Here is a 13,888-nt window from a genome sequence, read left to right as displayed (position 1 = left end):
ATGGACAACCCCCATCAAGCCTTGCGCGACAGTGGTAATGCCTCGAACTTGACGCCTGCCAGGCCGTACGCGATCAGCGCACGGATATTCCCATGGTCGTGGCCCTCGGGTGTGGCCTGCACATCTCGATAATGCTCGCCAAAGGCCAGCAGCGCCTCACGATCAGTCAATCCCTCTAGCAACGCCAGGCCCAAGGTCTTGCATGAACCTTCGTTCTGCCCGGCCGCGTTTTCGACGCCACCGTTGCTGAAGGCCTGGGGCTGATAGGCATAGTGTTCGGCAATGAATGCCAAGGTGTCGGCGAACACATGTTCACCACTGTCCAGGCTGGCGCGCAGGGTAGTCAGATCAGTCACGGGGTTTTCCTTGTTCGAATGCGGCCTGCTGCTGAGGGCTGGCCTCTTTTTGATACTGGGCCTTCCACTCGCCGTAAGGCATGCCGTAGACGGCTTCGCGGGCGTCATCCAGGCTCAGGTCCACCTGGCGCTCGTCAGCTGCCGCCTTGTACCACTTGGACAGGCAGTTACGGCAGAACCCGGACAGGTTCATCAGGTCGATGTTCTGCACGTCGGTGCGTGAGCGCAGGTGTTCCACGAGCCGGCGGAAAGCGGCGGCTTCCAGTTCGAGCTGTTGCTGTGGGGTCATGGGCTTCTCTCAAATGATGCGGTTTTTCAGGTGGCGGCCACCGTTGATGACCACTTGGCTGCCGGTGCTGTATTGGCTGGCAAGCAGGTACTTGACCGTCTCGATCAGCGGCCCGGCGCCCGGTTCGAATTCCAGCAGTGCCTTCTTCAGCGTCTGCTGGCGATAGGCTTCGTCGCCGCCCTCCTTGAGGATCAGCAGCCCAGGCAGAATACCGTTGACGTGTACCGTGGGTGCGTACTTTTCGGCAAACGACAACACCATGTTCTGCAACGCGGCCTTGGTGGCGGCGTAGCCGATGTGGCTCTTGCTGCCGCGTGAGGACGTTTCGTCGCAGACGTGGATGATGTCGGCCTTGTCGACCTTGGCCAAGAGCTCGCCCAGGGCCAGATTGAGATGATAGGGCGCTTCGACATGAAGGCGGAACATGGTGTCGAGGTTGGCCAGGTCATCGTCGAGCCACAGCGAAGCGTTGTGGATGACGGCGCGCAGGCCATCGTAATGGCTGTAGAGGTAGTCGATCAGTGCCTGGCGATCGGCCGCCTGGCACAAGTCTGCGGTGAACGGAATGATATTGGGGTGTGGCGATTGAGGCTGGACGCTGCGGCTGGCACTGACCACCGTATGGCCGGCCTGGGCCAGTTCCATGGCCAGGGCCAGCCCGACGCGTTGGCTGGCTCCGGTTATCAGGATAGGGCTGTTCATGTTCGGGGCGGTCAACTATATGAGTCGAAGGTTGTCGCCCAGCATACCCCAACTGCCCAACGCGTGTGTGGCCTGCGCCTACCGGCTACGCCAGGCGTGTTCGCGTGCCGCCGCCCCCTGCAGCCAGCCCGCCAGCAGGTGCGTTGAAAGGGGGATGAACAGGTACACCATCAGGGGGGTGAGCGCCAGGGTGCTGACAAGCACGCGTGGCAACAGGTCCATGCCTGCCAGCCAGTGACCGAACAGCATGTTAAAGGCCAGTGACACCGGAAAGAATGCCAGCCAGATCGCCGTGGCCTGTTTCCAACGGGGTGGTTTACGCACCAAGGCAGTGCCGAACCAGTCGTTTATGCCACTGACCCGTGCCTCCCTGGGGCGCTCGAACAGCCCGTTGCCGCGCTTGAGCCAGGCGCGCCGCGAGGCCGAATGTTCCCAGGCATGCAAGGTCGGCTCATCGCTGAAGCGGAAGATGATCTGGAATTCATCGCCGTCGCGCGGCGGTGCGAGAATCCCTGAGCCCAGGTAGCCGGGGAAATCGGTGGCCAGCTGTTCGCCCTCATGGAGCCAGGCCAGCAGTTCTTCATAGCGGCCATCGGCGGCGCGCCGCGACACCATCAAGGTGACGGGGGATCTAGACATCGTGTATCTCCTGACGACGAGGCTGGCGGGTAGCTGGCCCCTTGGCTGTGTCGGCCGGGGTGGTGGTCGACTCAGTTAGGCATGCAAGAAGTGGGCGCGGATTATGGCGTATCGACCGAGCGGGCGTAAGCCACCGCCGTGGGAGAACACGGTGCGTTCGTCGGGTGTCGTCTTCAGCCGGGCATTTGCGTATGCAACTCAGGGTGAGCAAGCCGGTGCTTGTGGAGGATGAAATCGCGCAGGCGTTCGATGTCTTCCTGGGCAGTGCCACTTAGGTCATAGGCGGCCTTGGAGCCGTCGATACGCCGGCCCAGCTTGCCGTGAAGCTCGATGGGGCAGACACCGTCCGGGGCGAATCGGAGCGTGAAGACATCAGGAGCGTCTAGCAGGTCGCGCACATGCACAAGCACACCTTTGACAGAGATATCGCACACCCAGAGCCCGCTCTCCTCACCGTGGGCGTCGAGCAATGCACAGGGCGGATCAAGGGTCAGCCGCCATGGGCGCAGCCTGGGGCCTATCTCGAAGATATCGGGCGCGCCCAGTTGCAATTGCAGCGTATGAAACTCGTCCTCGATCAGCTGAAGCGGAATGCTGATCTGCTGGTTGTCGACATGGGCCTGCAAGGTAACCTGCTCATGAGCGACCAGGCGCGTGAGCAGACCCTGAATGCGGCTGTCCCCATTGACCAGGAGGCTCGTCATGGCTTCGGTCATGTCAAACTGCGGGGAGTGCTGGACATCCTGGATATAGTCCAGCTCATCCTGGGTCAGAAGTGTGTCGGGGGGCATGTTGAAACTCGATGTGGAGGGTTCTACGGCCCGATTGACTCCAAAGCGCATTGGTTCACGCACCATCACCGGCTTTCTGACGAGCGCGCAGCTCAGCCAGTTCGCGTTCCGTTTCCACTTGCCGGGTAACGTCCCTCTGAATGCCGATGTAGTACAGGCGCTGGTCAGCCGCGTGCCTTAGCGGGGTAATGGACAGCTCGTTCCAGAAAGCGGTGCCGTCCTTGCGGTAGTTACGCAGCACTTCACGGCATGCCCGGCCCTCGGTCAGCGCTTTGCGGATGCGCGCGCGGCCCAATTGGTCACGGTCGTCCCCCTGCAGAAAGCGGCAGTCCTGGTACAGGATTTCATCCCGGCTGTAGCCGGTGAGACGCTCGAAAGCCGCGTTCACGTAGATGAGGATGGTGTCGTCGCCTTCCTGTTCAGCGACCACGATACCGTCGTCCGAGGCATCGACCATCGATTGCAGCAACTGCGCATTGATCATGTCTGGGTCATGCAGTGAAGGAATGAGGGCCGCGGGCGTTGCCACGGCCTTGTGCCAGCGCTGGGTGCTAGTATCCTACGATTTCACTCAGTATCGGAATCCTTTTCCCTGATGAAAGTCGTCATTATTTCCGGATCGGTGTACGGCACCGCCGAAGAAGTTGCCCGTCACGCCGAATCGCTGCTCAAGGCCGCTGGCCTGGAAGCCTGGCACGCCAACCGAGCCTCTTTGCAAGACTTGCAGGCGTTCGGCCCGCAGGCCGTACTGGCGGTGACCTCCACCACAGGCATGGGCGAGTTACCCGACAACCTCATGCCCCTCTACAGCGCCCTGCGCGACACCCTGCCGGCCGACTGGCGTGGCCTGCCGGGTGCAGTCATCGCCTTGGGCGATTCCAGTTATGGCGATACCTATTGCGGTGGCGGCGAACAGATGCGCGAACTGTTTGCCGAACTTGGCGTGCAGGAGGTGCTGCCCATGCTGCGGCTTGATGCCAGCGAAACCGTGACACCGGAAACCGATGCCGAGCCGTGGCTGGCTGAACTGGTGCAGGCACTGAGCGCCTGACGTTTTTGCAGGAAGGATACGCAGCCGGCAACCAGTCAGGCTGCGCCTACCGCTGGTGCAGGTGACTCGCTCAGTCATCAAGCTGGCTGGCAACGCAAGTTCAAGCGCCTCGGCCGCTGGCTAGACTGTGTCTCGCACAGAGAGCACATGCAAGTGCCGAGGTGACATGCAATGACAGCAGCCTTGCCTTATCGCGTCCACATCCCTTAACCCGGTGCCTTCCGATGCCCATGGCCGAAATTCCATTGTGCGTCTGGCGTACCCGGGGACAGAGTTTCACATTCCGGGGCCAGAGCATCCGCTACTGGACCGCAGGGCAAGGAACGCCCCTGCTTTTGCTACATGGTTTTCCTACAGGCAGCTGGGACTGGCATTACTTGTGGGGCCCTCTGGCCCAGCGCTATCGGGTGGTGGCCTGCGACATGCTGGGGTTCGGCGATTCGGCCAAGCCAGTTGATCACGCCTATAGCCTGATGGAGCAGGCCGACTTGCAGCAGGCCTTGCTGGCTCACCTGCAGATCGACCAGCCGGTGGATGTGCTGGCTCATGATTACGGAGGTAGCGTGGCCCAGGAGCTGCTGGCTCGGCATCATGAGCAGCGCGCCAATATCGCCAGCTGCGTCTTTCTCAACAGCGGCCTGTTTCCTGAAGGTTGTCGCATGCTGTTACTGCAGAAGCTGCTGCTAAGTCGCCTGGGCTGGCTGGTGGCGCGCTCGTTCAGCCGCGATGACCTGGTGCGTCACCTGACCCGTGTCTATGGGCCATGTACCCACCCGAGCGAAAGCGTGCTCGACGACTTCTGGAGCATGCTGGCTGCCAATCGCGGCACGCGCGTGCTGCACAGGCTTGCCGGCTACGTGCCTGAACGCTTGCAGCACCGTGATCGCTGGACGCAGGCGCTGCAGGGGGCGGTGCCGTTGCGTTTGATCGCCGGCGCAGTCGATCCCCTTTATGGCGCGCACATGGTCGAGCACTACCGTCGACACGTTCCGACCGCCGATGTCGTGCTGTTGCAGGGTATTGGCCACCATCCGCATACCGAGGCGCCGCAACAGGTGTTGCGTCATTACCTGGCGTTCAGGGAACCCGCCCAAGGGTTCGGCTCGCTCAAAGTGGCCAGGTTTTGACCCGATGACATGGCAACCGGGCTCCTGAGGACCAAACGGCAGGCAAAAAAAACCGCTGCCTTTCGCAGCGGTCAATCGAGACGTCAGATCAAGGAGCTTCAAAATCTACGTCGATACACCCGGCTGGCACCGTGAGCGGGGGGAGAGCCCTCGGTGCCAGCCAGTGATCCGATAATAAGCAATTGAATCGACTGGAAAAACCGCATACGGCGACATTCACCGTTACATACCAGGCAACAGTCTGCGGTGCTCAAGAGGCTGGGCAGTACCCCATGCGCCAGCTTGCCTCGCGCGTAGCAGCCAAAAGCCGCTGTGCCGCAGGGCCTTGTTCATCGGCATGAAACATCGACGTGGGCCCCACCACCGTCATCACCGCAGCGATCTGCCCCATGGCGTTGAAGATCGGCGCCGACAGCGCATCCACACCCGGCATCAGCAGCCCGTGGATATGGTGCAGACCGCGTTCACGTATACCTGCCAGCACCGTCTGATAATCCCCAGGCCCTAGCTTGAGCTGGGTCAGCTCGCGCGCCATCAAGTCCACGGTTTCCCGCTCAGGCAAATGGGCCGCGAACACCAGCCCGGTGGACGAGGTCAGCAGCGGCAATACCGAGCCAATCTGCGTCACCACGGTGACGGCGCGTACGGCCGGTTCGATGCTTACCACGGTCGCCCCCTGATTGCCCCACACCGCAATAAAGCAACTCTCGTTCAGTTCATCACGCAGCTGGGAGAGCGGCAGCGCGGCGACTTTCAGCACATCGATGCTGCCCAGCGCGGCCATGCCCACGCGCAAGGCTTCGCGCCCCAGGCCGTAATGATTGGTAGCCGCATTCTGTTCGGCGAACCCGCTGGCAATCAGAGCTTGCAGGTAACGATGCACCTTGCTCGCCGGCATCTGGACATGCTCTGCAAGCCTGGACAGTGACGTGGAGGGTGAGAGTTCGGCCAATGCCTTGAGGATGTCGGTGCCCACCTCGGCTGAGCGGACCTTCTGCTTGCCGTTGTCGGTAGGGGAGCTGGCTTTGGCCATCGGTAGGGTCATCCGCGAGTCATCGAGTCGCGCCTTTATAGCTTGACGCCTGGTGCAGAGCAAATTACGTTATCCGTAATCTGATTACGATAAAAACAATGCAGATGCGCCGCCGTTCCCTCGGGCAGCAGCAACTGCTCCCACAGGCCGCCCCGGCCCGGAGGCATCGATGAATCGCGACCCTTCACCTGACCTTCACTACCTCAGCGGTTTCGGCAACGAATTCACCAGCGAAGCGTTGCCAGGCGCCTTGCCGGTCGGGCAGAACTCGCCACAGAAAACCCCCTATGGGCTCTATGCCGAGCTGCTCTCCGGCACGGCGTTCACCATGGCCCGTCATGAGCTGCGCCGCACCTGGATGTACCGTATCCGGCCGTCAGCCGCCCATCCGCGTTTCGAGCGCCTGACGCGCCAGCCCCTGAACGAGGCGGGGGGCACGATCACGCCCAACCGCCTGCGCTGGAACCCGCAGCCCATCCCGCAAGCGCCAACCGACTTCATCGAGGGTTGGCTGCCCATGGCGGCCAATGGCCCTGCCAACACGCCTGGCGGTGTGAGCATCTACATCTACAGCGCCAACCGCTCCATGGAGCGCGTGTTCTTCAACGCCGATGGCGAGCTGTTGCTGGTGCCTGAGCAAGGTCGGCTGCGCCTTGCCACCGAGCTGGGTGTGATGCAGGTGGGCCCGCTTGAAATTGCAGTGATTCCCCGCGGCATGAAGTTTCGTGTCGAACTGCTCGATGGCCATGCCCGTGGCTACCTGGCTGAAAACCACGGCGCGCCCTTGCGCCTGCCGGACCTGGGGCCTATTGGCAGCAATGGGCTGGCCAACCCCCGCGATTTCGAAACGCCGGTGGCCGCTTATGAACACACCACCGGGCCGGTGCAACTGGTACAGAAATTTCTGGGAGAGCACTGGGCGTGCGAGCTCCAGCATTCCCCATTGGACGTGGTGGCCTGGCACGGTAGCAACGTGCCTTACAAATACGACCTGCGTCGCTTCAATACCTTGGGCACAGTCAGCTTCGACCACCCGGACCCCTCGATTTTCACCGTGCTCACCTCACCGACCAGCGTGCATGGCCTTGCCAACATGGACTTCGTGATCTTCCCCCCGCGCTGGATGGTGGCCGAGAACACCTTCCGTCCGCCATGGTTCCACCGCAACCTGATGAACGAGTTCATGGGGCTGATCGACGGTGCCTACGATGCCAAGGCCGAAGGCTTCGTGCCCGGTGGCGCGTCCCTGCACAGCGTGATGAGTGCCCATGGCCCGGATGCCGAGACCTGCGACAGGGCCATAGCGGCCGAGCTGGCCCCGCACAAGATCGAGAACACCATGGCGTTCATGTTCGAGACCAGCCAGGTGCTGCGCCCGAGCCAGTACGCCATGTCCTGCCCGCAGTTGCAGGCCGACTACGACAGCTGCTGGGCCACCTTGCCCAGCACCTTCAACCCGAACCGGAGATAACCCATGAACCAACCCGCCATTGCTCGCAGCTGGGTGAGCCACGCCAATGGGCACAGTGACTTCCCGCTGCAGAACCTGCCCTTGGGTATCTTCAGTCGTGGCAGCGAAGCCAAGCGCTGTGGCGTGGCCATCGGCGATGCCATCCTCGACCTTGAGGCGGTGCTGGCCATGGGTTTTTTCGAAGGTCAGGCCAAGGCGGCGGTACTTGCCACCCAGGGCGGCACCTTGAACGCGTTTTTCGCACTCGGGCGCGCTGCGCGCGTGGCGCTGCGGGAGCGGCTGCTCGAGTTGCTCGGTGAGCAATCCGAGCACCAGGCAATGCTGGAGGGCGCGCTTTATCCCGCCAGCACCTGCCAGTTGCATGTGCCGGCCCAGATCGGCGATTACACCGACTTCTACGTGGGCATCGAGCATGCCCGCAACATTGGCAAGTTGTTCCGCCCCGACAACCCCTTGCTCCCCAACTACAAGTACGTGCCCATCGGCTATCACGGCCGCGCATCGACCATTCGCCCCTCCGGGACGGATGTTCGCCGGCCCAAGGGCCAGACATTGCCTGCCGGCCAGAGCGAACCAAGCTTCGGCCCCTGTGCGCGGCTGGACTATGAGCTGGAGCTGGGCATCTGGATCGGGCAGGGCAACGACATCGGCCAGGCCATCCCCATCGGCGATGCCGCCGAGCACATCGCGGGCCTGTGCCTGCTCAACGACTGGTCGGCGCGGGACATCCAGGCGTGGGAATACCAGCCGCTGGGCCCGTTCCTGTCCAAAAGCTTCGTGACCACGATTTCGCCCTGGGTCGTCACGGCCGAGGCGCTGGCGCCCTTGCGCTGCGCTCAGCCGCCAAGGCCTCAAGGTGACCCCCAGCCGCTGTCCTACCTGCTCGACAAGCGGGATCAGGCAGCGGGTGCATTCGACATCGAACTGGAAGTGTTGCTGCTCACCGAGCGCATGCGCGAGGAGGGGGGGGCGCCGCACCGCCTGGCCCTGAGCAACACCCGCAGCATGTACTGGACGGTGGCCCAGTTGGTGGCGCACCACAGTGTCAACGGTTGCCAGTTGCAACCCGGCGACCTGTTCGGCTCCGGCACCCTGTCAGGTGCCACCCCAGGGTCCTATGGCAGCTTGCTGGAAATCACCGAGGGCGGTAAGCACCCGGTCGAGCTGCCCAATGGCGAAGTGCGCAAGTTTCTGGAGGACGGCGACGAAATCATCCTGCGGGCACGGGGTGTGTGCGACGGCGAGGTGAGCATTGGGTTCGGCGAGTGCCGTGGTCGGGTCATTGCGGCCAACTGAGGGGACGCAGGCATGGAGCTGTATACCTATTACCGTTCCACCTCGTCCTACCGAGTGCGGATTGCCTTGGCCCTCAAAGGGCTGAGCTTCAGGGCACTCCCCGTCAATCTGCTGCAAGGCGAGCATCGGCAAGCCGGTTACCTGGGTATCAATGCCCAGGGCCGGGTGCCCACCCTGCGTACAGACGGTGGCGAGCTGCTCGTGCAATCTCCAGCGATCATCGAGTACCTGGAAGAGGCCTATCCGCAGCCCGCGCTGCTACCGGCAGGGGCGGCGCAGCGCGCCAAGGCGCGTGGGGTGGCGGCGATTATCGGCTGCGACATCCACCCCCTGCACAACGTCAGCGTGCTCAACCGCCTGCGTGAAGCGGGCCAGGATGAAGTGCAGATCAACCAATGGATCGGCCATTGGATAAGCCAGGGGCTGGGGGCTGTCGAGCAGGTGATCGGCGAGGGTGGCTACTGCCTGGGCGATGCGCCTGGCCTGGCGGATGTCTACCTGATACCGCAGCTCTATGCCGCCGAGCGATTCGGGATCGACCTTGGGGGTTACCCGCGCATTCGCAGGGTGGCGGCGTTGGCGCAGCAGCATCCGGCGTTCATGCAGGCTCATCCTTCGCGTCAACCCGATACGCCGTAGTGTGCAGCGTTAGATTGCGCGATCAATGAAGGGAGCGGCTTGTCGCGGGCAACTGCTCCAGCCGCTCGCTCAATACCAGCCGCTGCACAGGGTCTTCCGTCAGCAGTAATGCATGTTCCAGGTCGAAGCGCTCGGCGTGTGGGCAATCAAGCTGCCTGTACAGGCTTGCCCGGGCCAGGTAGTCGCCGACCTGGGCAGGCCCCAGTTGCATGACGCGCTCGGCGTCGATCAGCGCCGCGAGTGGGGCATCATTGCTGGTGTGCAACTGGCGCAGGTTGCGTGACAGCCGTTGCAGCATCTGCATGGCGCTGGCCGGGCGCAAGTGCTCGGCGCTCAAGGCGGTGCCAGGACCGTACTGGCGGACCAGCAGCTCCCGGCAATCATTGGGATAAAGACGCCGGCCGCCGCAGGGGTCGAGCAAATGGTCGGCACCCGGCACGCGCAACAGGAAATGCCCGGGGAAGGCGACGCCTTCGAGTGGAATGGACAGACGCTGCGCAAACTCCAGTGCCAGGATGGCCAAGGCCAGCGGTTGGCCGCGTCGCCTTGTCAGCACATGGTTCATCAAGGCAGCGTGAGGACGCAGCGGCAGGTATTCATCCTGTTGGAAACCCAACGCGTTGAGCTGGCGCAAGAGCGGCTGGGCAAGTTCAGTGACGCCAATCATGGGCAGGTGGATGCTGATGGTGTGCTGCATGTTCTGGAACACGGCCTGGCAGGCATCAGGATCGACGCTTGGGTCATGTTCGGCGGCGATCCACAGCGCAGCTTGCAGCAGGGCGGCAGGCGTGTTTTCAAGGCAGGCCAGGCAGGCTTGACGTGGCTTCATGGGCTTCTCCACTCACCCTTGAGTAATAGCCGGCCAGAGCGGTTTCGTCCAGTTGTCCGGTAGCCCGGCCCGCCCGTTTCAGGTGCCTATACTGGATGCTGCACCTCATGGGGAGCCAGGCCATGTTCGCACTAATGCAAAGCACCCGTACTCAGTCACTGCATGTGTTCAACGATCCGCAGACAGGCCTTGAGGCCGTCGTGGTCATTCACAGCGAGCGGTTCGGGCCTGCCATGGGCGGTTGTCGCTACCTGGCCTACACCGATCATGAGAGTGCGATCACCGACGCAGTCACCCTGGCCCAGGGCATGAGCTACAAGGCGGCAATGGCGGGCCTGCCTTTCGGGGGCGGCATGGCGGTCATGCTGCGCAGCCCGCAGGTGAACGACCGCGCTGCCTTGTTCGAAGCATTCGGCCGCTGTATCGATAGCTTGCAAGGGCGGCTACTCATCGCCCTGGACAGCGGCACCTCGACCCTGGACATGGATTGCCTGGCGCAAGGCACCCCCCATGTTGTCAGCACGACAGCGCTGGGTGACCCTGCTCCACATGCGGCGATGGGGGTATTCGCGGGCCTGCGCGCCACCGCCCATGCGCGGCTGGGCAGCCACAACCTGGAAGGACTGCGTGTCGCCATCCAGGGGTTGGGAAGTGTAGGGTACGCGCTGGCCGAACACCTGCACGCAGCAGGTGCAGACCTGCTGGTCAGCGACCTGGAGCCTGGCCGAGTGCGACTTGCAGTAGAGCAGTTCGACGCACAACCGATTGCCCACGATGCGCTCCCCAGTACACCGTGCGACATCTTCGCCCCCTGCGGCATAGGCCCGGGATTGAATGGGCAAAGCGTGATGCAGTTGAGGTGCGCGGCAGTGGCGGGTGCTGCAAACAACCAACTGGCATCGTTGCACGTTGCCGACCAGTTGGAAGGGCGGGGGATTCTGTATGCACCTGATTACGTGATCAACGCGGGTGCCCTGATCTACTCAGCGCTGGCCCATAGGGGCGAAAAAGCGGAGGCGATCACCGCCCACATTGCCCGTATACCCACCCGCCTGACCGAAGTGTTCGGCCATGCCCAGGCTGAAAAGCGTTCGCCTGCACGTGTGGCGCAGGCGCTGGCGGAACGTTTGTTGTACGACTGAATACAACGCCCTCAGGCCTCGTCGCTCAAAGGCCCAGCGATCGCTATTGAGCAGCATCGCCCTCGAGCAGTTCACCCAGCGCGTCGGGCTGGCTCTTGAACGCCCTGGCGAACACATCGCGGTTCTTGGCCATGTAGATACCGGCTTCTTCTACCTGCTGTTCGCTCAACGATGGCACAGCCTTGTGCAGGACTTCTGCCAGGCGCTCAGCCAGTTCGAGCATCTTGTCGTGACGGTCTGCTTCGGCCTTATCCATGAACAAGCGCTCCGGGTCGCGGCTGCTGCGATACACCACTTCGACGGCCATTCATCACCTCTATGCCTTTTTGCTGTTAACGATTTACTGTATCGATATACAGTAATGGCATTCCCTGAATCGCGCAACCCTGAATTTCCCAGGGGGTGTGCGTGTCCTGCATCACTCGACCACCTTCCAAGCCACTGTGCCTGGCCCTTTAACTGCATGGCACAAGCGTCATACAGGCAGCGGATCATTTTTCAGAGAGCTTCGGGGAGTCATCGATCATGAACATCAAATGGGCAGAAAAACTGCGCAAAGGCCTGCACGGCTCAGCCGATTCGCTGGGCAACCTGTGCGTCGAAGGCTTTCACTACCTGGCCTTGTTCGGCATCGGTGCGATAACGGCCTATGCCGCTGTGGTGACGTTTCTGGACATGCTCGGCAAAGGTGGGATCAGCGTGGATGACATCCTGCTGCTGTTCATCTACCTGGAGTTGGGCGCCATGGTGGGCATCTACTTCAAGACTAACTACACGATACTAACACCCCCTCAATCCTCGGTATTTTTGAAATTCCAACAAAATCAATTTGTTATGGCATAACTTTTTGGTGCTCGCGGCTTGGATTTGCTACTCAAGCATTTTTGTCGATTTAGCGTGTAGATGAGGGGATAGATATGAAATGGGCAGATCGGATGCGGGTGAGGTTACATTCGGGAGCGAACAGTCTCGGCAACCTCGGTGTTGAGCTGTTCCATTATCTTGCTCTGTTTGGCATCGGTGCGATTACCGTCTACGCAGGGATTACTACATTCATTGACATGCTTCATCAAGATAAAATCACCGTCGATGATATTCTACTACTATTTATTTACCTCGAATTACTGGCGATGAGCGGAATCTATTTTCGCACAAATCATATGCCGCTCAGATTTTTGCTTTACATTGGGGTTACAGCCCTGATTCGACTACTGATTAGCGATGTGTCGCATCACAAATCCCCAGATCAAGGGATTCTCTATCTGACTGGTGGGGTGGTAATGCTTTCCGTTTCGATCCTCGTCGTGCGGTATGCTTCTGCTCGATTTCCATCAGTAAAAGAAAAAGCGGACTGACGAGGTATTTGGTAAAGTTAGCTGCTTACGAGCGGCTTTTGTTGTTTTTATGTTGTTAAAGATTAGGGCTGTAAAGAGATGTCTTGATTTTATGTGGTGAGTTTATTTTTTTTGCTAGCGGATATGGTGTGTGCGGGCGATCTTAGGCGGTTAAGTGCCCTGTTAATAAGGAGTTTGATTGATGCTGGGAGCAAATGAGAATTTATCACATTTTAATATGTGCAGGCTGATCTTAGATGGTGCTAGTACAATAGATTTTAGTTTTAAATCTGCCAGCTATCAATTGGATTTTGCCGACTGTAGGGTTAAAAGTGGTTATGGTTATCTGATACGCCGGATAGATGGTGGTGAGGTTGATTATCAGTTATTGATGTGGTTGACGCTTTACTTTGGAGAGTCAGCCACGGATCCGTATGCGGTGAGGAACTCAACCTGCTCATTTATGAGAGGTGATCTACCCTTTAATAAAGGATTTTTCTTAAAGTATATCCGAAAAGTTGAGCGAAGGCCGCTTAAGTCAAACCCTAAATGGAAAAATGATTTTATATATAAATCCCTGTCGAACTACTGTTTGGGAGTTCAGATGGCGGATATGTACATGCCTCATACATTAGGGCTATTTGCTTTATCTATCGAGTGTTTGGCCAATGCCTCGCTTGATGTCCGAGGCAAGTATAGTCAACTAGGGAGTAAGGGGTATAAAAGGATAATTGGAAAAGTTGTGCGTCAGGATAAAAACAATGATCCTGAGCATCGCAGAAAAGTTAAAGAATTTATGAGGTATCTTGACCAGGAAATAGATGTGATTATGCATATGCGTAATGCCTTTTATGGGCACGGCTTAATTTATGAGCCAGAACACAGGAAAAAGCTGTCGCAATGCATGACCGATTGGATGATCAAGCATGGGTTGGAGCACAAAAAGTCTAAACGTAAATGGTTTAGCGACAAACAGTTGGAAAGAAGTTTGGAAATAAATAAATTTTCACTGTTCAAGCTTGCCCAGAATGTCAATCGTATTCTTTTTGCATACTATTTGGGCGTTTCTTGCGAAATTCCCTTTACGCAGTATGACTTTCAGGTAAGGCATGCACCGTGGGATGTCATCGAATACGAGCATCCTCAGCGTATCTCGTAATAAGTAAGTTGATAGCAGTGGCATATTGAC

At 59.6% G+C, this 13,888-nt stretch carries 17 protein-coding genes and 1 pseudogene; 9 read left to right on the top strand and 9 right to left on the bottom strand.

Features of this window, described 5'->3' with window-relative positions:
• Positions 1-14: 14 nt before the first annotated feature.
• The 6 genes from FS777_RS16790 to FS777_RS16765 all read right to left on the bottom strand — a co-directional run bounded on the left by FS777_RS16790 (position 15) and on the right by FS777_RS16765 (position 3,261).
• Positions 15-356, bottom strand: coding sequence for a HopJ type III effector protein (locus tag FS777_RS16790; protein ID WP_058637210.1), 342 nt, complete (start codon positions 354-356; stop codon positions 15-17).
• The gene (locus tag FS777_RS16785) at positions 349-645 is read right to left on the bottom strand and encodes a DUF1244 domain-containing protein (protein WP_058637209.1); all 297 of its coding nucleotides are present in this window, start codon (positions 643-645) and stop codon (positions 349-351) included. Before FS777_RS16785 ends, FS777_RS16790 begins: the two co-directional genes overlap by 8 nt.
• A gap of 9 nt (positions 646-654) precedes the next feature.
• On the bottom strand, positions 655-1,347 hold the full coding sequence (gene folM / locus FS777_RS16780; RefSeq protein WP_145256532.1) for a dihydromonapterin reductase: 693 nt from the start codon (positions 1,345-1,347) through the stop codon (positions 655-657).
• A 78-nt stretch (positions 1,348-1,425) separates the two neighbouring features.
• Entirely contained in the window at positions 1,426-1,986 is a 561-nt protein-coding gene (locus FS777_RS16775; protein WP_078478012.1) for an antibiotic biosynthesis monooxygenase, read from the bottom strand.
• A 173-nt stretch (positions 1,987-2,159) separates the two neighbouring features.
• Positions 2,160-2,777, bottom strand: coding sequence for a PilZ domain-containing protein (locus tag FS777_RS16770; protein WP_058637206.1), 618 nt, complete (start codon positions 2,775-2,777; stop codon positions 2,160-2,162).
• A 55-nt stretch (positions 2,778-2,832) separates the two neighbouring features.
• Complete coding sequence (locus FS777_RS16765) at positions 2,833-3,261, bottom strand: PAS domain S-box protein (protein WP_058637205.1); 429 nt, start codon at positions 3,259-3,261, stop codon at positions 2,833-2,835.
• 111 nt (positions 3,262-3,372) lie between these two features.
• Here FS777_RS16765 and FS777_RS16760 point away from each other — a divergent pair, with 111 nt between their 5' ends.
• On the top strand, positions 3,373-3,828 hold the full coding sequence (locus FS777_RS16760) for a flavodoxin (protein ID WP_058637204.1): 456 nt from the start codon (positions 3,373-3,375) through the stop codon (positions 3,826-3,828).
• A gap of 224 nt (positions 3,829-4,052) precedes the next feature.
• On the top strand, positions 4,053-4,955 hold the full coding sequence (locus FS777_RS16755) for an alpha/beta fold hydrolase (RefSeq protein ID WP_058604882.1): 903 nt from the start codon (positions 4,053-4,055) through the stop codon (positions 4,953-4,955).
• Between the two features lie 250 nt (positions 4,956-5,205).
• On the opposite strand, the gene FS777_RS16750 is transcribed toward FS777_RS16755, so the two are convergent.
• Entirely contained in the window at positions 5,206-5,988 is a 783-nt protein-coding gene (locus FS777_RS16750) for an IclR family transcriptional regulator (RefSeq protein ID WP_078478014.1), read from the bottom strand.
• A gap of 169 nt (positions 5,989-6,157) precedes the next feature.
• On the opposite strand from FS777_RS16750, the gene hmgA reads away from it, so the two are divergent.
• Genes hmgA through maiA form a run of 3 tightly spaced genes read left to right on the top strand, consistent with a single transcriptional unit; the run spans position 6,158 to position 9,394 of the window.
• Positions 6,158-7,459 carry a homogentisate 1,2-dioxygenase gene (hmgA, locus tag FS777_RS16745; RefSeq protein WP_058637202.1) on the top strand — a complete coding sequence of 434 codons (1,302 nt, stop codon included), beginning with the start codon at positions 6,158-6,160 and terminating at the stop codon, positions 7,457-7,459.
• A 3-nt stretch (positions 7,460-7,462) separates the two neighbouring features.
• Positions 7,463-8,755, top strand: a complete 1,293-nt coding sequence (fahA, locus tag FS777_RS16740; protein ID WP_078478015.1) for a fumarylacetoacetase — start codon at positions 7,463-7,465, stop codon at positions 8,753-8,755.
• Positions 8,756-8,767: 12 nt separating this feature from the next.
• Positions 8,768-9,394, top strand: coding sequence for a maleylacetoacetate isomerase (gene maiA, locus FS777_RS16735; RefSeq protein WP_145256529.1), 627 nt, complete (start codon positions 8,768-8,770; stop codon positions 9,392-9,394).
• Between the two features lie 22 nt (positions 9,395-9,416).
• Here the strand turns inward: maiA and FS777_RS16730 are convergent, their stop codons facing one another.
• Positions 9,417-10,223, bottom strand: a complete 807-nt coding sequence (locus FS777_RS16730; RefSeq protein ID WP_058604887.1) for a SirB1 family protein — start codon at positions 10,221-10,223, stop codon at positions 9,417-9,419.
• A gap of 122 nt (positions 10,224-10,345) precedes the next feature.
• Here FS777_RS16730 and FS777_RS16725 point away from each other — a divergent pair, with 122 nt between their 5' ends.
• Positions 10,346-11,365 carry a Glu/Leu/Phe/Val dehydrogenase dimerization domain-containing protein gene (locus FS777_RS16725; protein WP_058637235.1) on the top strand — a complete coding sequence of 340 codons (1,020 nt, stop codon included), beginning with the start codon at positions 10,346-10,348 and terminating at the stop codon, positions 11,363-11,365.
• 43 nt (positions 11,366-11,408) lie between these two features.
• Here the strand turns inward: FS777_RS16725 and FS777_RS16720 are convergent, their stop codons facing one another.
• Positions 11,409-11,672 (bottom strand): YebG family protein, encoded by a 264-nt coding sequence (locus tag FS777_RS16720; protein WP_058604888.1) that lies wholly within the window; start codon positions 11,670-11,672, stop codon positions 11,409-11,411.
• A 218-nt stretch (positions 11,673-11,890) separates the two neighbouring features.
• On the opposite strand from FS777_RS16720, the pseudogene FS777_RS16715 reads away from it, so the two are divergent.
• The 3 genes and pseudogenes from FS777_RS16715 to FS777_RS16705 form a co-directional block, all read left to right on the top strand.
• Positions 11,891-12,139, top strand: a pseudogene (locus FS777_RS16715) (phosphate-starvation-inducible protein PsiE); the annotation flags it as partial.
• 137 nt (positions 12,140-12,276) lie between these two features.
• Positions 12,277-12,720 carry a phosphate-starvation-inducible protein PsiE gene (locus tag FS777_RS16710; RefSeq protein ID WP_178091280.1) on the top strand — a complete coding sequence of 148 codons (444 nt, stop codon included), beginning with the start codon at positions 12,277-12,279 and terminating at the stop codon, positions 12,718-12,720.
• Positions 12,721-12,901: 181 nt separating this feature from the next.
• Positions 12,902-13,858 carry a hypothetical protein gene (locus FS777_RS16705; protein WP_145256521.1) on the top strand — a complete coding sequence of 319 codons (957 nt, stop codon included), beginning with the start codon at positions 12,902-12,904 and terminating at the stop codon, positions 13,856-13,858.
• The last annotated feature ends 30 nt before the right edge of the window (positions 13,859-13,888 follow it).

The sequence above is a fragment of the Pseudomonas sp. DE0157 genome (genome assembly GCF_007678615.1).
Classification (GTDB): Bacteria; Pseudomonadota; Gammaproteobacteria; order Pseudomonadales; family Pseudomonadaceae; genus Aquipseudomonas; species Aquipseudomonas parafulva_B.
The sequence above is the reverse complement of the archived record's forward strand: the minus strand, read 5'-3'. Positions and strand labels throughout refer to the sequence as shown.

Coding starts and splice junctions, on each gene's coding strand:
- FS777_RS16755 (WP_058604882.1), top strand. CDS start 4,053: ATGCCCATGGCCGAAATTCCATTGTGCGTCTGGCGTACCCGGGGACAG.
- fahA (WP_078478015.1), top strand. CDS start 7,463: ATGAACCAACCCGCCATTGCTCGCAGCTGGGTGAGCCACGCCAATGGG.
- folM (WP_145256532.1), bottom strand. CDS start 1,347: ATGAACAGCCCTATCCTGATAACCGGAGCCAGCCAACGCGTCGGGCTG.
- FS777_RS16765 (WP_058637205.1), bottom strand. CDS start 3,261: ATGATCAATGCGCAGTTGCTGCAATCGATGGTCGATGCCTCGGACGAC.
- FS777_RS16770 (WP_058637206.1), bottom strand. CDS start 2,777: ATGCCCCCCGACACACTTCTGACCCAGGATGAGCTGGACTATATCCAG.
- FS777_RS16750 (WP_078478014.1), bottom strand. CDS start 5,988: ATGGCCAAAGCCAGCTCCCCTACCGACAACGGCAAGCAGAAGGTCCGC.
- FS777_RS16725 (WP_058637235.1), top strand. CDS start 10,346: ATGTTCGCACTAATGCAAAGCACCCGTACTCAGTCACTGCATGTGTTC.
- FS777_RS16775 (WP_078478012.1), bottom strand. CDS start 1,986: ATGTCTAGATCCCCCGTCACCTTGATGGTGTCGCGGCGCGCCGCCGAT.
- FS777_RS16760 (WP_058637204.1), top strand. CDS start 3,373: ATGAAAGTCGTCATTATTTCCGGATCGGTGTACGGCACCGCCGAAGAA.
- FS777_RS16785 (WP_058637209.1), bottom strand. CDS start 645: ATGACCCCACAGCAACAGCTCGAACTGGAAGCCGCCGCTTTCCGCCGG.
- FS777_RS16705 (WP_145256521.1), top strand. CDS start 12,902: ATGCTGGGAGCAAATGAGAATTTATCACATTTTAATATGTGCAGGCTG.
- hmgA (WP_058637202.1), top strand. CDS start 6,158: ATGAATCGCGACCCTTCACCTGACCTTCACTACCTCAGCGGTTTCGGC.
- FS777_RS16730 (WP_058604887.1), bottom strand. CDS start 10,223: ATGAAGCCACGTCAAGCCTGCCTGGCCTGCCTTGAAAACACGCCTGCC.
- maiA (WP_145256529.1), top strand. CDS start 8,768: ATGGAGCTGTATACCTATTACCGTTCCACCTCGTCCTACCGAGTGCGG.
- FS777_RS16720 (WP_058604888.1), bottom strand. CDS start 11,672: ATGGCCGTCGAAGTGGTGTATCGCAGCAGCCGCGACCCGGAGCGCTTG.